This is a genomic window from Luteimonas sp. A478 (genome assembly GCF_054052025.1).
In genome coordinates this window covers 487,546-506,162 of the sequence record NZ_JBSVRF010000002.1, presented here as the reverse complement: position 1 = coordinate 506,162, position 18,617 = coordinate 487,546, and the positions used below count along the sequence as shown (strand labels likewise).

The following is an 18,617-nucleotide window of genomic DNA, read 5'->3' as shown; positions in this document are numbered from 1 at the left end:
AACTGGCCGTGTTCATCCTGAGAAAACTCGTCAGGCGTTGGCATTCTCAAGCCGGGAATAATCAATAGCCGCTATCCGCGCTGAACGAAATTAGCCATGATCAGGGGTTCCTCCAGCTGCTTCGGAAAGAAGCGAGAGGTGAGCGCGGTCATTGCTGCTCATTCCTCGCTGCGGAACGCTCGATCCGGTCGACCGTCTCATGCAGCGCCACGGCGTCGCGAAAGCTGGGTGCCGAGCGTGTGCCGGACCGGATATCCTTCGCTACCAAGGCATAGAGGCGAGCCACATTGCGGGCGACCGAATTGTCCGGCCAGCCTTCGTAGAATGATGCGGGCGGCGTCAGCGGCTCAAGTTCACTCGAGTCTCCGTTGGCGCCATGGATCGACAATTGAACGATCTGGCCGTGCCCGTTGGCGCCTGTTACCTGGATGTCGCCTTCTGTGCCGTTGATCTCCCACAGAAGGTTGGTGCCCCGAGACAGGCCTCCACGATAATGAATCGAGAGTGCCGCACCGCTCTCAAGCGCCCCATGTACCAGGATCTGGTCATGAGAGGTCGAGGGTATCGTCTCCCCGGTATCGGCGACATACATGGTAGTGCGGCGGTTGATCATGCGTGCCGAAAGGCCGCCGAAATCACCCAGCACTTCGCGCATACCCTCAAGCGTGTGTCCCAGAGGAACGCTGAGCAGGGTTGCGCCATTGCTGATGTCGTAGAGATAGGCATGGGCCGCATCTGTCTCGCCGCCACCCCATGCGCCGCCGCTGCCGACAAGCGTCGTCGAGAGCACCTCGCCAACATAGCCGTCAGCGATGAGTTGGCGGAGGTACTCGACCTCCGGAGCAACGCGCATCTGTGTACCGATTGCCGCGACAACGCCCTTCGCGTCGGCGAGATCGGCCAATTCCCGCGCCTCGGCGAGACCGTTGCCGAGCGGCCATTCGCAGTAAACGTGCTTGCCCGCGTTCAACGCCGCGGTCACCAGCTCCCGGTGGTGCGGCACCTTGACGGTGACGACGACAAGGTCGATTTCGGGCGAATCGACCGGCCCTTGCGCATTCTCAAACGCGTGCGGCAAGCCGAATGCTTCGGCGGCATTCTTGGCGCTGGCAAGGCTGGTGTTCGCAACGCCGGCCACCACGAACTGGTCTGGTAGTGCCTTCAGCGCCGGAATATGGGCCGTGGCGGCCCAATGGATGCCTGGATTAAGGCCGATGAATCCGACGCGGATTGGCTTGTCAGTCATGAGGTGCTCCAGTCTTGCTGATTGAGTTGAGCGGCACGGCCGCATCCCGGGCCGTGCCGCTACTGAGATAACCGAAGGCGAGGATGTCCTCGATCCGCTCCGGGGTCGCGCCATATTCGCCGGCATTGTTCTGGACGAAGGCCGAGCCCAGTGCGCTCAGGAACAGCGCGGGCGCGGAAACCGACTGCCTGGCTACGCCTTCGGCTTGGGCGCGGGAGAGAAATTCACCAGTTATCGAGATAAGTTCCCCACAGGTGTTCGCCAATGGCGACTCCTGGGCTTCAACGGCGTCAATGAATGGCTGGGGTAAACCGTTGAAGACACTGAAATAATCCACGAGCCCCATCATCCAGGTACGCAGCGCATCCCCTGCGCAAGGCATTGTCGAGACTTCGTCACGGCGGGCCAGGAGGATCTCCTTCCGCGTCTGCAGCACTCCGCACAGCAGGTGGTCGCGCGTGGGGAAGTGACGATAGAGGGTGCCGGGTCCGACCCCCGCCTCCCTGGCAATCTCGTCGAGGGAAGTGTTGACGCCATGAGCGGCAAAGCGCTGCCCCGCAATCCTCAGAATGGCTTCCCGGTTTCGCCGTGCGTCTGCACGGAGCGCGACCGCGTTTCCGGATGAATTCTTGCTCAATGCAAAACCTCTTCAATGCTCAGGTAGAGCCGCCTCCACGTATCGGACCAGTATGTGGAGGCAGTCTCCACATCATAAGAGGAGAGCATCTCCGGTTCAACTTCCGCGCAGTAATCTGTCTGTTGTCATGGAATGACACGGCGTTCATGGCCATGACCGCTCCTGGCCGCTAGCGAACTGATGCAGTGGACTATGTGCGCCCGGCAACCCGGGACTCCAAGCGCCGGCCGCCCTCGCCGCAGAAGTTCCGTCGATAGACGGAAGGCGGTGTCCCCAGCTGCGCAGCGAAATGTTGGCGCAGCGACAGCGCCGTGCCGAAGCCGGCCTCGGTGGCGATCTGCTCGATCGTGAGGTCGGTGGTTTCAAGCAGCTGCTGAGCGCGCGCCAGCCGCTCCGACGCCAGCCATTTCACGACCGTGGTGCCGGTCGCCTCGCGGAAGCGGCGGGTGAAGGTGCGGCGGCTCATGTGGGCGGCGTCGGCCAATGCGTCCACCGACAGCGGTTCGGCCAGGCGCTCGCGCGCCCAGTCCAGCACGCCCGGCAGGCGGCTCTCGCTGGGCAGCTCGGGCACCGGCTGCTCGATGTATTGGGCCTGCCCGCCCTGACGGTGCGGCGGCGTCACCAGCAGCCGCGCGATGCGGTTGGCCACCTCGGCGCCGCCGCCGCGACGTCCGCTGATACATGCCCGCGTAGGGCGGAACCCACGAAGTGGATGACCAGCTTCGCTGTTGAATACCCGCCGCATGTCTGTCCGCCGCCAACATTGCGCCTAACCATGCACAGCCCTACGCTTGCTTCCACCTCTCTTCCCAGGCATGGATGACGCGATGGCCCTGCAGTCAGCTCCTGGTTGGTCAATCTCGCGATGGTTGAATGCCGACGACAGTTTGACCCTGGCGTCGCTGCGCGGGCGCGTGGTGTTCCTGCATGCGTTCCAGATGTTGTGTCCCGGCTGCGTACAACATGCGGTGCCGCAGAGTCTGAAGGTCGCGGCGGCATTCACCAACACCGACCTTGCGATCATCGGCTTGCACACGGTGTTCGAGCACCACCATGCGATGGGGCCGGAAGCGCTTGCCGTGTACCTGCACGAGAACCGGATCACTTACCCGGTCGCCGTGGACGCCTACCGCGATGGCGATCCCGAACGATATCCACAACCGCTCACCATGCAGGCTTACGCCATGCAAGGTACGCCCACGCTGTGCCTGATCGATCGTCGTGGCAACCTGCGCCGGCAACTGTTTGGGTTACTCGATGACCTACGCCTGGGCGCGGAAATCGCGACGCTGCTGGCCGAACCAGCGTAAACCTGTAGAGCGGACCCGCAGGAACGGGGTCAGGTTCACTTATCGGCTGAGGCGGCTTCGCGGGGGCAATGCGCGGGCCGGGTGTAGGCATGCAGCCACGCGCCCGTGCCCAGGAGTGCTTCGCGAATTGGCTGGTTGTCACAGCCCCGCGATTCGTGGCATCAACCGGCTGTCGTCTCCAGAATGCGCCGCAGCAGCACCGCGCGCAGGTCGCGGCGCACGTCGCAGATCACGTGCACATAGGCCACGTCGCCGCGCAGTTCATAGATGATGCGGTTCATGCCCGACAGCACCTGCCGGTACTGGACCAGATTCAGGGCCAGCAGTTCGTCCGGCAGTTTGCCTGCCTGCGGCTGCGAAGCGATGCGCGCAAGCGCGCGTGTGATTTCCTGCTTGCTGTCGCGCCAGCGGGATGCGCCAAAGCGGCGGAGCAGGTAACGGCGCAATTCGTGCAGGTCCGCTTCCGCGCCATGCAGGATGGCCACTTGCACGGTCATGCGTCGTCGTTGTCGAGGCTGGCCAGCACCGCGTCGGCGGGCTTGTAGTGCCCATCCTCGATCTGGCGGTTGCCCAGCGCCAGCAGTTTGAGCAGCGCCATGGTCTGTTCCTGCTGTTCCCAGGAGTCCACATCCATCACCACCAGCCGGGCTTCGCCGTTCTGGGTGATCAACAACGGTTCGCGGGTCTGCTCCAGCGTGGTGACGATTTCGGCCGCGTGGTTCTTCAGGTAGCTGATCGGCTTGATCTGGGTGGCGTATTTCATGGCGGCCTTCGTGCGATGTGTCGAGGGAACAATTTGGCCAGAATTATTCCCTTCGCGCAATGCGGGTGTCGGATTCCAGGCGATGGCCTGACAGCGAGTCATGCGTGGCGATCAACCGTCATCCCGATGATGCGTGCTACGGGTATCTGTGGGGGACCGACCGGCAACCGGGGACTCCAGGGACCGGCCGCCGTCGCCGCAGAAGTTTCGGCGATAGGCGGAAGGCGGTGTCCCCAATTGCGCAGCGAAGTGCTGGCGCAGCGACAGCGCCGTGCCGAAGCCGGCCTCGGTGGCGATCTGCTCGATCGGCAGATCAGTGGTTTCAAGCAGCTGCTGCGCGCGCGCCAGCCGCTCCGACGCCAGCCATTTCACGACCGTGGTGCCGGTCGCCTCGCGGAAGCGGCGGGTGAAGGTGCGGCGGCTCATGTGGGCGGCGTCGGCCAGCGCGTCCACCGACAGTGGTTCGGCCAGACGCTCGCGCGCCCAGTCCAGCACGCCCGGCAAGCGGTTCTCGCTGGGCAGCTCGGGCACCGGTTGCTCGATGTATTGCGCCTGCCCGCCCTGACGGTGCGGCGGCGTCACCAGCAGCCGTGCGATGCGGTTGGCCACTTCGGCGCCGTGACGCACGCGTACGAGGTTGAGGCAGCAGTCGATCGCGGCGACGGTTCCGGCGGACGTGACGATGCCGTCGTCGTCGATGTACAGCACGTCCGGGCGAAAGTCGGCGGTGGGAAAGCGGCGGGCGAACACGTCGCGCGCGGCCCAGTGGGTGGTGGCGCGGCGGCCGTCGAGCAGGCCTGCGTCGCCCAGCACGAACGCGCCCAGGCACAACCCGACCACCTGTGCGCCGCGCGCATGCGCCGCCTGCAACGCGTGCGTGAGTTCGGCGGGCGCGGGCGTCTCCGGGTGATCCCACGCCGGCACGATGACGATATCGGCCCGCCGCATCGCGTCCAGCCCGTCCGGCACGTCGATCTGCAGCCCCTGCATCGTGCGCACCGGACCGGGCGTGGGCGCGCAATAGCGCACCTCATAGGGCGGCAGGCCCGGTGGCGCGGGCTGGACGCCGAACACCTGGTCAGGAACGGACAGGTGGAACAGGTTGATGCCATCGAACGCCAGCACGGCAACGCGAACGGGCTGCATGGAGGCCTCCGGAGGGTGCGAAAAGAATGGCCCGATTGTATCGGTAACTGTCATTTGGGCCAATGGTGCCGGGCGCGCAGTCTCCGGACAATGGCGTCATTCCACACGCACTCCGGCCGGGCCTGACGTCACGGCTGTCACATACCCCTTCCGGCACAGTGCCGACTCAATCCAGGAGACTCCCATGATCCATCGAACCCTGCTGCGCGGCGCTGCCGTCGCGACCCTGCCCCTCGCGCTTGCCGCCTGCGGCACCACCAGCCCGACAGCCACCCCAGACGCGAGCACCGAAGACGCCGGCGCGGTCAGCTTCCAGCAGATCCGCAACGCGACGATCAAGCTGGACTACGCCGGCACCACGTTCCTGATCGACCCGATGCTCGCGGCGAAGGACGCCTACCCCGGCTTCGAGGGCACCTACAACAGCGAGGTGCGCTACCCGCTGGTCGGGCTGCCGATGCCGATGTCCGAGGTGATGGACGCCGATGCCATCATCGTCACCCATACCCACGCCGATCACTGGGATGACGAGGCCAGGCGCAGTCTGCCCAGGAATCTTCCACTGTTTGTCCAGAACGAGGCCGATGCCGAAAGCATCCGCCAGGATGGCTTCACCGATGTGCGCGTGTTGACCCGCGACACCGTCTTCAACGGGACGCAGCTGAGCATCACCGGTGGACAGCATGGCGATGACCAGACCATGGCGGTTGCCGGAGAAGCTCTCGGGCAAGTGATGGGCGTCGTGTTCCAACGTCCGGGCCACGAGACGGTGTACCTGGCCGGAGACACCATCTGGAACGCCCAGGTCGAAGATTCGATCCAGCAGTACCAGCCGGATGTGATCGTCCTCAACACCGGCTATGCGCGAATCCAGGGCCTGGACGGCTCCATCATCATGGGCAAGGACGATCTCTACCGGGCCTACCAGGCAGCACCGCAGGCCAAGGTGATCGGCAGCCATATGGAAGCCGTCAATCACGCCATGCAGACGCGCCAGGACCTGCACGACCACATCAAGGCAACGGGCATGGATCCCGAGCGCGTGCTGGTTCCGGCGGACGGTGAGTCCTATACCTTCTAAGAAAGAGGAAATCCCATGAGCAAGCGCGCAATCATCGTCGTAGATCTTCAGAACGAATACCTTTCCACCGGCAAGCTGCCTCTGGTCGGCATGGAATCCGCCTTGGGCAACGCCGCCCGCCTCATCGCCGCGGCTCGCGCCAAGGGCGAACTGGTCATCCATGTCCGACATGAATTCGCTGCGCCCGATGCGCCGGCCTTCGTGCCGGGAACCGATGGCGTGCAGATCATCCCCGCTGTGGCGCCCGTCGAAGGTGAGCCTGTCGTCGTCAAGAATTACCCCAACTCGTTCCGCGACACCGGCCTGAAGCCGATTCTGGACGAACAGGGTGTCGAAGAGCTGGTGGTGATCGGTGCGATGAGCCACATGTGCGTGGAAGCGACCTCCCGCGCCGCCGCCGACTTCGGCTACCCCGTCACCGTGGTGCACGATGCCTGCGCCACGATGGATCTCGAATTCAGCGGAACGGTGGTACCCGCGGCCCACGTGCATGCCGCCGCGATGGCCTCGTTGGCGTTCGGCTATGCCGCGATCACGACCACGGACGCCTATCTGGCTTGAGAGGAATCCATCATGCGCAAGGTCTTCATCATCGGCGGCTCGGGCAAGGTTGCCCGCCGCCTCGCGCAACAGCTCGCGGCGCGCGGCCACGAACCGCGTTCGCTGTACCGCAAGCCGGAGCAGGCCGACTAACTCGAGGCCCTGGGCGCCGCTCCGGTCCAGGGCAACCTGCTGGAACTCGACGCCGACGGGCTGGCGCAGCGCATGGCCGGCAGCGACGTGATCGTGTTCTCGGCCGGCGCCGGCGGCAAGGGCGGAGCGGAGATGATCGACGCCATCGACGGCCACGGGCTGGAGCTGGCGGTCGCGGCGGCGCGGCAGGCAGGCATCCAGCGCTTCCTGCTGGTCTCGGCCTTCCCCGAGGCCTCCCGCGGCAAGCAGGTGTCGGAGACGTTCGAGCACTACATGGCGGTGAAGAAATTCGCCGACGTGCACCTGGCCGAGTCCAACCTGGACTGGGTGATCCTGCGCCCCGGCACGCTGCTGGACGCGGCCGGCACCGGCAAGGTGCGCACTGGTCTGGCCATTCCCTACGGCGACGTGCCGCGCGACGACGTGGCCGCGACGCTGCGGGAGATCATCGAACGCCCGGCGGTGAACCGCATCATCACCGAGCTGACCGGAGGCGAGACACCAGTTGCAGAGTCGGTGGCACGCTTGGCCGACGATAGACAGCTTCGGACTGGAGATAGCGGATCATCGCGAGATCGAGAGATGTAAGCTGGCGGGCCCCGTGCCGACCTGCCCGACGCCCACGACTTGGCTCGCTGGCGGGCCGCCGCTGAACGCCTCGAACTCCCGGAAATGACCTCTCCCGAATCATCCGCAATGAACCCGGCGGCGCATGGAACGCGCAGTCACGAGCGCTATGGGGCGTCAGTGCGCCTGTCCGTCGCGCCGATGATGGACTGGACCGTCAGTCGAAGATAATAAGTATTAGAAGTCAGTTGCTTACGCTTACTGGGCGGTGCCGTGTTGCATTGTTGCTGCCGGCTTGCCGTCGTAATAAGCGATACTCAAGCGCGAGCCGTCGTCGTACGCGGACTGGCCATCGTGAGGCGATGTGGCTAGGGTATGACGATGTAGAAGGGGTAGTACGAAGTGGCTGAATGCTAGGCGATCGGGGGAGGTCGTGACGAAGAAGAAGGCAAAAGGGAAAGTCATCACCCTGCTACCCAGAGAGGCGCTTCTCAAACGCAAGGTCAGGCGGCATCTCAAGCGCGTCGGCTTCAAGCACGATGACAATGGCGTGCTATACCTCCCAGTGGACAGCAAGGAAGCAATCCGGGCCGCTCACCAGTTGCAGAGGTCGGAGCGATCTTCCAAGCAGGCTGATTTCCTGAAGGCCAAGTTCTCTCGCCTTTCAGAGCACTTCGCCACAGGGAATGAGGTACATCCGGAGAGGGTTAAGCCGCGCTTGGAGCGTGTGCGCAGCGGCACCTGGCAGGCGGATCTTTTCAAGCTGGCTTCCTTGACCTGGTCGGTACCGGTCTCGCCTGGCTTCGGCCGCCGCATTCGATATCTGATCTGGGACGACGACAACCAGCGTCTGATGGGGATCCTCGCCATCGGCGATCCGGTCTTCAACCTGCGATCCCGAGACGGCTACATCGGCTGGACGGGAGAACAGCGGCGCTCGCAACTAGTGCACATCATGGATGCCTATGTGCTCGGTGCAGTGCCCCCCTATAACCAGTTGCTGGGTGGCAAGGTCGTGGCTGCGCTGTTGCGCACAAAGGAGATCTACGACGACTTCATGGCCACCTATGGTGCCCGAGAAGGAGTCATCTCCGGAAAGGTCAACCATGCCCGCTTGGCGGCGATCACCACGACTTCGTCGATGGGTCGCTCGTCGGTCTACAACCGCGTGAAGCTCGACGGGGCCTTTTACCTCAAGCCAATCGGGTATTCCAGCGGCTACGGCCATTTCCACATTCCCGATAAACTGTTCCAAGATCTGCGCGATTACCTTCGGGCGACGAAACACCCCTACGCGGATGAACACGCTTTCGGCAAGGGACCGAACTGGAAGATGCGCGTGACCCGCACGGCGCTCGAGCTCATCGGCATGCGCTCCAACCTGATGATGCATGGCGTCAAGCGCGAAGTCTTCATCTGCGAAATGGCTAGTAATACGACCGCATTCTTGCGGGGCGAGGCTACCGAGCTCGACATCGGCGAGCTGAAATCAGTTGATGAAGTGGCGGCCATGGCATGTCGCCGCTGGTTGATCCCACGTGCGGATCGCTACCCCGAGTACCGCCACTGGAGTGAGACTGATCTGATCGACTTGGTAACGAGATCGTCGGGCGTTCGCGTTTCGCTCATCGAGCCGCAGAAGAGGCGGGTCCGGCGCTAGGCATGCACCTGGACGCGCTCCAACGAACGCTCGAAACCAGATACGGGCAACTGTCCGGAGAACGCGCGGAGGACCGGCGCATTTTCGCGCTGGAGCATGATCAGACTATCGACATAGCGGAACTAGCCACCGAGTTGTCGAAGCAGGCCCGGTACGGAAAGCTCGATGCTAGATATTGGTTGGTGTGGGTCGTATTCGCCTCCGAAGTCGGTTACAGCTACGCGGGCGCGGAATACTGGCAAACGTTCGGCGATCGTCTGCCGGCGTGGAGGCAGTGCGCGGACAGCAGCCGGAATCGAAGCCAGATACGAGTGTGGTTCCGGCAGTTCAGTCGTAAGTATCGTGGTGTCCGCCCGTCCGGCACTTGGGCGCAGCAGTTTTCGATCATTGCTTGGCCTATCACCCACGCCATCCTCCCGCAGGACTTGCAGTACCACTTCGCCAAGTCGCTGCATACGAATCGATACCGGCTGGCGACCAACAACGATCCACTCAGCGTCGGCCGATTGATTCGTGCGAACTCGGCGCTGGCGTCGTCCCGCTTCCGAGAGTTCAGCGAGCAGGAAGAACTGGTCGGTCGGATCGCCCTGGCCTTGCTGGGCGTCGAAACGGAAGAACCGCCCCTCTCGCCCGAGACGACGAAGCGGATCGTGGCAGACTTAGAGCGCACGCAGTCCGCGAAGAATTTGCTGCGAGAAGCTCGCGACGTTCGCCGGATTCGAGGCGCAAGCAGGAATCCCCAGGCAGGGCGAACGCCGCCGTCCCCGCAACAATCTCCGGCAGCCCGATTCAACCTCGCGCCGAACTTGCTCTTGAGCAAGGAGAACGACGCCTGGCGAATGGGCGTGCTAATTCCTTCGTTCTCCCCCTTGGCGTCAGAAGCCGCAGAAATCCGGCAGTTCCTCAACACAACGAAGGTCCAGCTTCAGGGCGGCACGGGAGCTTGGCAACCTGCCCAGATCCTGACCCGACCCACGAAGTTACACATGCTGCAGCAATGGCCCAAGGATGGGGTCGTGGTGAAATTCAAGGATGCCCACCCAATCCTCGAACACTTGTTGAGCCAGGACGGAACCTTGAGCGAAGGCCCCTTGTGGGTGTGCAAGGTTGGCGCGGATGGCTTGGCCAGACAAGTGCGCCAACGCCTCGTTCGACCGGGGCATGAATACATCGTCCTCGCCAATACGGGACATTCCTTTCCGCGCAGCTCGGTGCTCAATCCTGTCGACGTCGAATGTCAGGGGGTCGTGGGCATGAGGCTCGCATTGCCCCAGCGCGTACCTGCTGACACGCGCCAAGTACTGCATTCCCTGAACTTGCGGCTTGCGACGACTGTGACGGTCTGGCCGGCGGGCATCCCGGCGTTGTCTTGGGATGGCGAGGGTCGCAGTGAATGGCTGACCACCGACGCGCCGTGCTTCGGAATCGACGTGGACCACGACGTAGCCGTTGTCGACGTGGCGCTGGACGGCGCCAGCCGACTGTCCATTCCGCGGCAGGGCGTCAAGGGTCCGTCGTGGCTGCAGTTGCCGCGTCTGCCATCAGGCTCATACACGCTGACTGTGGAAGTGAAGATCGGCGCAAACCTTCACGCAACCAGAGACGTCACGCGCGGCGAGGTGCTGCTGGAAGTGCGCGACCCGTTGGGGATGGAGGAAACCATCAGTCAGCGTGGTGGGCTGATGGCAATTCCATCGCCCGTGGATGCGACGCTGGACGATCTGGAACAAGGCCGGTTGACGCTCGACCTGTTCGGCCCGCGTGCCCGGAAGGTCAAAGTCCGACTGGAGATCGTGGGGTTCGAGGACTTCGATGCACCCATCGGCAAGTTCGAGCTCCCGGTGACATTGACCGACCTTTGGGCGAAGTTGGGGAGCGAGAGCCAAGAATTACTCGGGGTAAGCTCTACCTGCAAGTTGGTCGCGGATGCGGAAGAGCTCGGATCGTTTGTGCTTCCGCTCGATCGGGTCAGCCGGCCCGTCCGTTGGTTGCCGAAGCAATTGAAGCAGACGATATCGTTGCGGCTGATCGACGAAGCGGGCCTGGGCAACCGTGCCGTCTGTCAAATGGCACCACTGGACGCGCCCAACAGGTCAAAATCGCTCGTTTACGACGCCTGCGTCGATGGCATCGAGGTCGGGGCGCCTGGTGGCCTATATGTCGTCACCGGAAAAGGACGCATGGATGCGGTCATCGTGAGCCTGCCTTCGCAGCAGCGTTGGAGCGATTTGGCCAGCCTCAGCGGGTTTACACCCAAGCTGGACGGATTCGCTGTGTCTGCCGCCACGCTGAAAGACGACATTCAACTGCTAAAGCTGTGGGCAAAGGCAAGGGCCGTTGGACCGTTCGGAACCGCCCGCCAGAAGCAGGTGCTCCGCGCCATGCGCGGTGCGCTAACGAAACTCGTCTGTGGCGCTGCATGGCTGCAAGCAGAAGCAACGTATGAAAGATCCAATCAGGACGCAGACGCGATTGCGGACTTGGGCGAGAACATCACCGCTATTCCTGCACACCGAAGTTTCGCTGCCAAGCTACGCATGTCGCACAAAGAGGTCCTCGAGAAATCTCCGATCGAGGTTGTGTCTTGGTTGCTGCCGATATCGAGTGCCTTTGACGTCTGCAACGACAGCAATGTGGTTGAAAGAGGACTGCGTTTCTTCACCGATCCCGCAGGATTTACGACAAGATCCACCGACGTCGCGAAGGATGTGCGTGAGCTGGCCACCCAAGGAGAGCTGGTTCGCGGTATCCGCTACCTGCAGATAATGCTGGAGGGTAAGCCGTGGGACTGGAGCTGAAGTTGGTATCCCGGGCTGGCCTGCTCGGCACAATGGCCAGGCAATTTGGTGTCGAGGAAGCCGGATCGCACGAAGAGGACTTATCGATCGCCTTGGTTGCGGCCGTCCTGCGCCGTATCGCGGCTTCTATGTGTCCTTGCCCGCGAGAGACGATAATTAGTACCGCGACAGAAGCCTTCATCGGTCTGGGCGATATGGAGGCCACCAAGGCCTGTGTCTGCGACGTGCTGGATCGCCTGGTCGTAGTTGGTGACCTGTTGGAACTGGGTGGGACATCGACGCTACCTTCTGTAGCGGCCGATGATTGGCTGTACTGCGCTCCACCAACTTTCGTCGTCTTGGAAGAACTGATCTTGGTTCTCGGAGTCGAAGCCGAAGATCAGGCCACCCTACCCGTGCCCCTAAGACATCACCTCCAATGCAGGCGTGAGCTGCGCGTACTGCAAGGCGAGAATAACGAGGCCGTCCGAGAGCAACTGCTCGATGCCGGTTATCTTGAGATTTCGAAAGGCGCCTGGACGCGGCTTCCGCAAGATCGACCGGCTGAGAAATTCCTGGATCAGGTCATCCGACGGCTAGAGGAGTTCGATGGGAAAGGGCAACTGGAAGGGCTGAAAGTGGTCGGGTTGGCCAACGGTTGGCAGAACTATGCCAGCCGCTGGACTGCGCCGGAAGGACAATCCGGGCATTTCGTCGGCCGTCGGCCCCAAGCCTTCGGATCTCCTCTTTGGGTGTTCGTTGAGCTGGAGCTCGGCTTCCCTAAGCGCTTCCTCGACTTGCCTTGGCGTGGCGGGAAGTTTCGGGGCTGCGACCATGGATGGAGAATCCAAAGTGCGCTTGACGCGTTGTCCGGAAAACCTCAGACCTACCGTCTCACCCCACGAGACGGCGATACCGTTCGCTACGAGTTCTTCTCGCCTTTGCCGCTCTGGGCCGAACGACATCTTCGGACCCGTGGTGAACGGGTCGCAGCTAATGGCGCCCTCTTTGCGTACGAGCTAGCGCGACAGTTCAGCCACGACATCGACGACCTGTTGCAGTCCTACATGTGGTTTAAGCAAGTCAATCAGGGGGAATAATGGCTTCCACGATCCAGGAGTCGGTATCGGAATTGCACACGGCGCTTTCGGAGTACATCGAAGCGACGTACCACATCGGAAATCCAGTGTTGGTCAAGGCGCGGCAGCGCCTCCTAAACGAGCCGGGCAACGTCCATCAAGTTCCCTTCCTAGAGTCGACGCCCCGGTACGTCTCCGATCGCAGGTTCAACCAGATCGAAGGACTGTCGTCGGCGGCGATCTCATTGTTGCAATCCCTCGCTGACAAGGACACCGGTCACAAGCCGCTGCTCCACGATCCGCCGTACAAGCACCAAGCCGACGCGATCGAGAAATCCATTGTCGACGGTAAGAACCTCCTGATCATGACGGGCACCGGATCGGGCAAGACCGAGTCGTTCTTGATGCCGGTGCTATCCAAGCTGGCGATCGAGGCCAGCGCGAAGCCCGGGGCCTTCGGAAGTCGCGCAGTACGAGCACTCCTGCTCTATCCGATGAATGCCTTGGTCAATGACCAGTTGGGTCGGCTCCGCTCAATTTTCAGTGATCCACGCGTGACCGCTGCATTCAGCGAATGGGCTGGCCGCATTCCGCAGTTCGCGAGGTACACGAGCAGGACTCCTTATGCAGGCGTGCGAGACAAGAGGAAGGACGACTCACGACTAAAGTCGCTGGAAGAGTTTTACGTGACGATCGAGCGCGAAGCAGAGGGCAATGGACCGGATGCCGATCGTGCCCAGCGCTTGTGGCAGCAGTTACACGCGAAAGGGAAGTGGCCGGCCAAGCCGAGTCTGGCGCAGTGGCTGGGTAACGCCGGGTCACCGTGGCAGAAACGGGGCACGGATGAATTTATCCGCGCCGTCACGCTCCCCGATGACAGCGAATTGATCACGCGCCACGAAGTGCAACACACTCCGCCGGACCTGTTGATCACCAACTACTCGATGCTCGAGTACATGCTGATGCGACCGATCGAACGCTCGATCTTCGACCACACGAAGGCATGGTTGGAAGAGAACCCCGAAGAAAAGTTCCTGATCATTCTCGACGAAGCGCATCTTTACCGCGGTGCAGGTGGGGCTGAGGTCGGATTACTGATCCGACGCTTGACCGACCGTCTCGGAGTGTCTTCTGACCGCATCCAGGCGATCTGTGCGACGGCAAGCTTCAGTAGTAGCACCTACGCCCGAGAGTTCGGTGCGCAATTGAGCGGTTGCCCGGCAGATTCGTTTGAACCTGTGACCGGCACGCTCAAGAAGGGATCAATGGCCCACGCGGGTACGCAGGCCGACGCAGCGGCACTGGTGAGCGTTGACGTCACAGCGCTCCAGCACGCGGATACACCCGAGGAGCAGGCCGGACTCATCGCCGGGTTCCTTGGCTACCGCAACGTAACGGCCTCCGCGATCGTCGACCAGGATGTGTTCGCGGCCTTGGAAGAATTCGGGCCGCTGCAACTTCTTGTTAACGAAACGATGGGCACAGCGAAACCGTTGGCTTCACTGGCCGGGATGATCTTCCCGTGCGTGGATCCCGACTTGGCGAGCAAAGCTTTGTCGAACCTGCTCACATTGGGCAGCCGCGCCCGCGCCGCGGACGGTACCGGTCTGCTGCCATGCCGCGTGCACAGCTTCTTCCGCGGCTTTCCAGGTCTCTGGGCTTGCATGGACCCGGAATGCAACGAGGTCAGCGCCGACGAGAAGAACCCCTACTGCGGCAAGGTCTACAGTCAGCCGATCAAGCAGTGCAAGTGCGGCGCGACTTGTTTGGAGTTTTACACGTGCCGGCACTGCGGCGCACCCTATGCTCGCGCCTATACCGATCATGTCGAAGAGCCCACGTCGCTCTGGCCCGAACCAGGCGCCAACATTGCATTGGAGGAGGGTGACGCCGGTCAATTGGAGGCGCTGGACCTCCTACTCCAGGAGCCAATCGACGAAGGTGCCGCTTTACCGGCCGACTACGACGTCGAGACTGGGCGCCTCAACGGTTATGACGGCGGCATTCGATCGCGCCGTGTTTACCTCAGGCCGCTGAGTGCTGCGGACCTAGCCGACGACGACGAGGGCGAGATTGGGTCCAAGGGCCAGTTCATCCCTTGCGGCATTTGCCGGAACAAGGCGGTTGGCGGGAAGTCCTCGGTCCAGGACCACATGACGAAGGGCGACCAACCGTTCCAGGCACTCGTTGCCCGGCAGATTCAGATCCAACCTCAGGGTCCGAAGACAGACGACAGTTTCGCGCCGCTGCGCGGGCGCAAAGTCCTCGCGTTCTCCGACTCGCGGCAAGTCGCGGCAAGGCTAGCCCCCAACCTGCAGACATACTCAATGCTCGATGCGTTGAGGCCGCTGTTGATCTGGGGCACGCGTCGCCTCCAGCAATCCCCTTCTCTTGCAAGGCGAGTGAGCCTTCAAGACTCGTATTTTGCGACCCTGCTGGCGGCCCGGTGCCTGTCCGTCAGGCTTCGCCCGGAACTGAAGTCCAGCGAATCCTTCGACGCATACGCAAAAATGGGAGGCAAAATCCATGGCGGCGGTTCGGTCGACGAGGACGTCTTGGGCGACATGTACGAGGACTACCACGACCGCGAGGCGCCGGCATCGATGCTCAACGAACTGATGAGCGTCATTGGGGATCGCTACATCGGGCTAGAAGCGTTGGCCTTAGGCTCGCTGACGGTCATGCCTCGGAAGAAGGCAGATCTACTAAACAAGTTGCCAGATCTCCCCGGATTCGCAACAACTGAAAGTGCCAAGCTCTCGCTGGTGGGTTTCTGGCTGCGATGCTGGCGGAAGAAACACATCTGGTTTGCAGGCATGGATAACGACCTTTGGCAGCGCCAGGTCCATGGCCACTCCGGAAAGTTCAAACTGGTCAACAAGATCCTGCCGGACAAAAATGCCCGTGCCACCTTTGCCCAGCAGTGGGTGCCAGCGCTCTTGGGCACGTTCACGGAGTCGATGAACTCGACCTACCGCTTGCACGCGCAAACGCTATACCTGGAGCTGGGTGGCAAGTGGGTCCGCTGTTCCAACTGCGCTTCCGTCCATCGCCCAATTGAGAACTATGCAAAGTGCGTGGATTGCGGCAAGGACACGACTGCCGAGATTGACCCGGAGCAAGATGACGTGTTCGTCGCCCGCAAGGGTTACTACCGTCGCTCGACCCGAGACATCTTGAAGGACGAACCGGTAGCGCCGATGGCCCTCATTGCCGCCGAACACACCGCGCAGCTGAATTCCTCCGACCCGGAAGATGCGTTCTCCAAGGCCGAGAGGAATGAACTGCTTTTCCAGGACATCAACATCGCTTGGCACGATCAGGAAGACGCGCCTGTCGCCATCGACATCCTGTCGAGCACCACGACCATGGAAGTCGGCATCGACATTGGCGCACTCTCTGGCGTTGCTCTTCGGAATATGCCGCCTGGCCGCGCGAACTACCAGCAGCGCGCTGGGCGTGCCGGGCGTCGTGGCAATGCTGTGGCAACCGTCGTCGCCTTCGGCAGCGTCGACAGTCATGATGAACACTATTTCTCGCATCCTGAAGAGATGATCTCGGGGGAGGTCGTCGACCCCGTCCTGACGTTGAACAACCAAGACATTGCCCGTCGACATCTGCGTGCCTTCCTGCTGCAGTGCTACCACCAAGACCGTTTGCCGAAGTTCAACCCGCTCCAGTCGTCCGATCTTTTTTCGGTCCTGGGCAAGGTCGGAAGCTTCCGGGACGGTTCGGGTGTTCTCAATCTGGAGGACTTCGGGAAGTGGCTATTCGAGAACGAAGCCGATCTCAAGGTTCGCGCCGAAAAATGGCTGCCGGAGCAACTGACCACCACGAGAATTACGGAGTTGACGGATGCGATGGTCGTCGACTGCCTTAAGGCAATTGACGAGGCCATCGAGAGTGACACAAAGCCCGGGGCGATGAAGCCCGCGTCGAAGACAGGCCCCTATCCCTCAGTGAAAGACCTCGAAGGCGATCCGGACGTCGAAGAAGAAAAGCCCGCCCGCGCCGACGGCGACAAGCTGCTCGATCGCCTACTTTACGAAGGCGTCCTGCCGCGATACGCCTTCCCAACCGATGTCGCGACGTTCCACATCTTCGATCGGGAGAAATCGAACAAGTTCCGGCACAAGGACCAATACTCGCCGTCGCAGGGGCTGCCGGTGGCGTTGTCTCAATATGCCCCGGGCAAGCAGGTGTGGGTGGGTGGCAAATGCTATGTATCCGGCGCCATCTATTCCCGCTCCCTGCCGGAGCGGCTCACTGCTTGGGACAACCGGGAGCTCTACTACGAGTGCTCTGTATGCCGTTTCGCCGAGACCAGGAAGACCGACGAGAATCCGGGTGGCCCCAGCAAGTGCCCGGCGTGCGGCAGCGACGATAAATTCGAGTTCAAGGGCCCTTGGATCCGGCCAGTAGGGTTTGCGCATCCGGTGGATGTTCCCGAGGAGACCTCGCCCGATCGCGTACCAGAGGTTAGCTACGCGACCCGTGCCAAGCTGACGACGAAGACGCCAGGCAGTGACCAGCAATGGGTGGTTGCGAGTCCTAGGTTTACCGGACTGCCACAGCGAACCCACCTCTTGGTCTCAAATGTTGGACCAAAGGCCGAGGGCTATCGGTATTGCGCCGGCTGTGGTCGCATCGAAGCGATGACGGAGCCGAATTCCGTACTCACAGCCACTGGCGGACACCGACGCCCATACCCGACTGAGCCAGGGAAAGAGTCCTGCATGACGCGTAACACGCAACAGAATATTGTACTGGGTACGCGGTTCGTCACCGACATTGCCCTGTTCTCTTTGCGTGTCGATGCACCGATGAATCTGCGGCCAGGCACCTATGCCAGCAATGTCGCCCTGCGTACGGTGAGCGAAGCGCTGGCGCGGTCAGCGACGGACATGCTGGGAATTGAGCCGGGCGAGATTCTCGCCGAGCACCGACCGGCGATGTCAGCAGACGCAAGCTCGGCGCTGTGCTCGGAAATCTTCCTGTACGACACGCTACCGGGCGGCGCGGGCTTCTCCAGCGCCATTCCGGCCCGAGCGGATGAGCTGTTGACGCGTGCTCGCGGCCTCCTTGCCAACTGCCCGGAGCAGTGCGACTCGTCGTGCTATCGCTGTCTGCGTGCGTTCGGCAACCGTATAGAACACCGCTCGCTCGATCGTCATGTCGGCATCGAACTGATTGATTACCTGCTGACCGGCCAGGTTCCGGAAACCGAGACCAAGCGTTTGGAGGCGTCGGCCGACTTGTTGTTCAAGGATGTCTCCAGACTTTTTGGTGCCGATGCGGAAGTCGAATGTGAACGCAATGCCAAGATCATGGTTGCAGGCAACGAGTACATCGCTCCAATCCTCATCCGTTTGAGGTCGAAGGGCGGCATGATCGTGGTTGGCCTGAGCAGCGCCTTGAAGGAAGGCCACGCCGCGGATTCGCACGTCCGTGCGTTGCAGGAGAAAGGTGGCGATTTTGGAGTAGTCGTCGTCAATGAGTTGCTAGTGCGATCGAACCTGCCGGCGGCGACGAAGTCGGTCTGCACAAGGCTGGGGCAATGACCGAGCCCTTTTTTGCGAACGCCTGATCGTTCACCCCTAGCAGGCTGCTGAAATACCTCCCGGCATCATAGACTCTCCCTACTCCGATCCACTCGCC

14 protein-coding genes are annotated in these 18,617 nt (G+C 62.0%); 8 read left to right on the top strand and 6 right to left on the bottom strand.

The features are described from left to right. Window positions 1-148: 148 nt before the first annotated feature. From ACW7G3_RS05930 to ACW7G3_RS05920, 3 genes are all read right to left on the bottom strand, one after another. Window positions 149-1,246 carry a Gfo/Idh/MocA family protein gene (locus tag ACW7G3_RS05930; protein ID WP_456981685.1) on the bottom strand — a complete coding sequence of 366 codons (1,098 nt, stop codon included), beginning with the start codon at window positions 1,244-1,246 and terminating at the stop codon, window positions 149-151. Beyond that, a complete protein-coding gene (locus ACW7G3_RS05925) occupies window positions 1,239-1,883 on the bottom strand; it encodes a TetR/AcrR family transcriptional regulator (RefSeq protein ID WP_456981684.1) in 645 nt (214 codons plus the stop codon). Before ACW7G3_RS05925 ends, ACW7G3_RS05930 begins: the two co-directional genes overlap by 8 nt. Window positions 1,884-2,073: 190 nt before the next feature. Further along, complete coding sequence (locus ACW7G3_RS05920) at window positions 2,074-2,532, bottom strand: helix-turn-helix domain-containing protein (RefSeq protein WP_456981682.1); 459 nt, start codon at window positions 2,530-2,532, stop codon at window positions 2,074-2,076. 166 nt (window positions 2,533-2,698) lie between these two features. On the opposite strand from ACW7G3_RS05920, the gene ACW7G3_RS05915 reads away from it, so the two are divergent. Beyond that, a complete protein-coding gene (locus ACW7G3_RS05915) occupies window positions 2,699-3,193 on the top strand; it encodes a TlpA family protein disulfide reductase (RefSeq protein WP_456981681.1) in 495 nt (164 codons plus the stop codon). Window positions 3,194-3,354: 161 nt separating this feature from the next. On the opposite strand, the gene ACW7G3_RS05910 is transcribed toward ACW7G3_RS05915, so the two are convergent. The 3 genes from ACW7G3_RS05910 to ACW7G3_RS05900 form a co-directional block, all read right to left on the bottom strand. After that, window positions 3,355-3,690: a type II toxin-antitoxin system RelE/ParE family toxin gene (locus ACW7G3_RS05910; RefSeq protein ID WP_456981679.1), complete on the bottom strand. Its 336-nt coding sequence runs from the start codon at window positions 3,688-3,690 to the stop codon at window positions 3,355-3,357. Beyond that, window positions 3,687-3,956: a type II toxin-antitoxin system Phd/YefM family antitoxin gene (locus ACW7G3_RS05905; RefSeq protein WP_456981678.1), complete on the bottom strand. Its 270-nt coding sequence runs from the start codon at window positions 3,954-3,956 to the stop codon at window positions 3,687-3,689. Before ACW7G3_RS05905 ends, ACW7G3_RS05910 begins: the two co-directional genes overlap by 4 nt. A 111-nt stretch (window positions 3,957-4,067) precedes the next feature. Beyond that, a complete protein-coding gene (locus ACW7G3_RS05900; protein WP_456981676.1) occupies window positions 4,068-5,102 on the bottom strand; it encodes a GlxA family transcriptional regulator in 1,035 nt (344 codons plus the stop codon). A 184-nt stretch (window positions 5,103-5,286) separates the two neighbouring features. Between ACW7G3_RS05900 and ACW7G3_RS05895 the strand changes: the two genes are divergently transcribed. From ACW7G3_RS05895 to ACW7G3_RS05865, 7 genes are all read left to right on the top strand, one after another. Then, window positions 5,287-6,183 carry an MBL fold metallo-hydrolase gene (locus tag ACW7G3_RS05895; protein WP_456981674.1) on the top strand — a complete coding sequence of 299 codons (897 nt, stop codon included), beginning with the start codon at window positions 5,287-5,289 and terminating at the stop codon, window positions 6,181-6,183. 15 nt (window positions 6,184-6,198) lie between these two features. Beyond that, window positions 6,199-6,744, top strand: a complete 546-nt coding sequence (locus tag ACW7G3_RS05890; protein WP_456981672.1) for a cysteine hydrolase family protein — start codon at window positions 6,199-6,201, stop codon at window positions 6,742-6,744. A gap of 141 nt (window positions 6,745-6,885) precedes the next feature. Beyond that, complete coding sequence (locus ACW7G3_RS05885; RefSeq protein WP_456981835.1) at window positions 6,886-7,464, top strand: NAD(P)-binding oxidoreductase; 579 nt, start codon at window positions 6,886-6,888, stop codon at window positions 7,462-7,464. A 412-nt stretch (window positions 7,465-7,876) separates the two neighbouring features. Beyond that, a complete protein-coding gene (locus ACW7G3_RS05880; protein ID WP_456981670.1) occupies window positions 7,877-9,103 on the top strand; it encodes a Druantia anti-phage system protein DruA in 1,227 nt (408 codons plus the stop codon). Window positions 9,104-9,105: 2 nt separating this feature from the next. Further along, window positions 9,106-11,901: a hypothetical protein gene (locus tag ACW7G3_RS05875; RefSeq protein ID WP_456981668.1), complete on the top strand. Its 2,796-nt coding sequence runs from the start codon at window positions 9,106-9,108 to the stop codon at window positions 11,899-11,901. Beyond that, window positions 11,886-12,980, top strand: coding sequence for a hypothetical protein (locus tag ACW7G3_RS05870; protein ID WP_456981667.1), 1,095 nt, complete (start codon window positions 11,886-11,888; stop codon window positions 12,978-12,980). Before ACW7G3_RS05875 ends, ACW7G3_RS05870 begins: the two co-directional genes overlap by 16 nt. After that, window positions 12,980-18,520, top strand: coding sequence for a DEAD/DEAH box helicase (locus ACW7G3_RS05865; protein WP_456981666.1), 5,541 nt, complete (start codon window positions 12,980-12,982; stop codon window positions 18,518-18,520). The genes ACW7G3_RS05870 and ACW7G3_RS05865 overlap by 1 nt, the downstream gene beginning before the upstream one ends. Window positions 18,521-18,617 lie beyond the last annotated feature (97 nt).

Bases quoted from the DNA above. Each gene is read 5' to 3' on its own strand.
- ACW7G3_RS05930 (WP_456981685.1), bottom strand. From the start codon at position 1,246: ATGACTGACAAGCCAATCCGCGTCGGATTCATCGGCCTTAATCCAGGC.
- ACW7G3_RS05915 (WP_456981681.1), top strand. From the start codon at position 2,699: ATGGATGACGCGATGGCCCTGCAGTCAGCTCCTGGTTGGTCAATCTCG.
- ACW7G3_RS05910 (WP_456981679.1), bottom strand. From the start codon at position 3,690: ATGACCGTGCAAGTGGCCATCCTGCATGGCGCGGAAGCGGACCTGCAC.
- ACW7G3_RS05905 (WP_456981678.1), bottom strand. From the start codon at position 3,956: ATGAAATACGCCACCCAGATCAAGCCGATCAGCTACCTGAAGAACCAC.
- ACW7G3_RS05900 (WP_456981676.1), bottom strand. From the start codon at position 5,102: ATGCAGCCCGTTCGCGTTGCCGTGCTGGCGTTCGATGGCATCAACCTG.
- ACW7G3_RS05895 (WP_456981674.1), top strand. From the start codon at position 5,287: ATGATCCATCGAACCCTGCTGCGCGGCGCTGCCGTCGCGACCCTGCCC.
- ACW7G3_RS05890 (WP_456981672.1), top strand. From the start codon at position 6,199: ATGAGCAAGCGCGCAATCATCGTCGTAGATCTTCAGAACGAATACCTT.
- ACW7G3_RS05875 (WP_456981668.1), top strand. From the start codon at position 9,106: ATGCACCTGGACGCGCTCCAACGAACGCTCGAAACCAGATACGGGCAA.
- ACW7G3_RS05865 (WP_456981666.1), top strand. From the start codon at position 12,980: ATGGCTTCCACGATCCAGGAGTCGGTATCGGAATTGCACACGGCGCTT.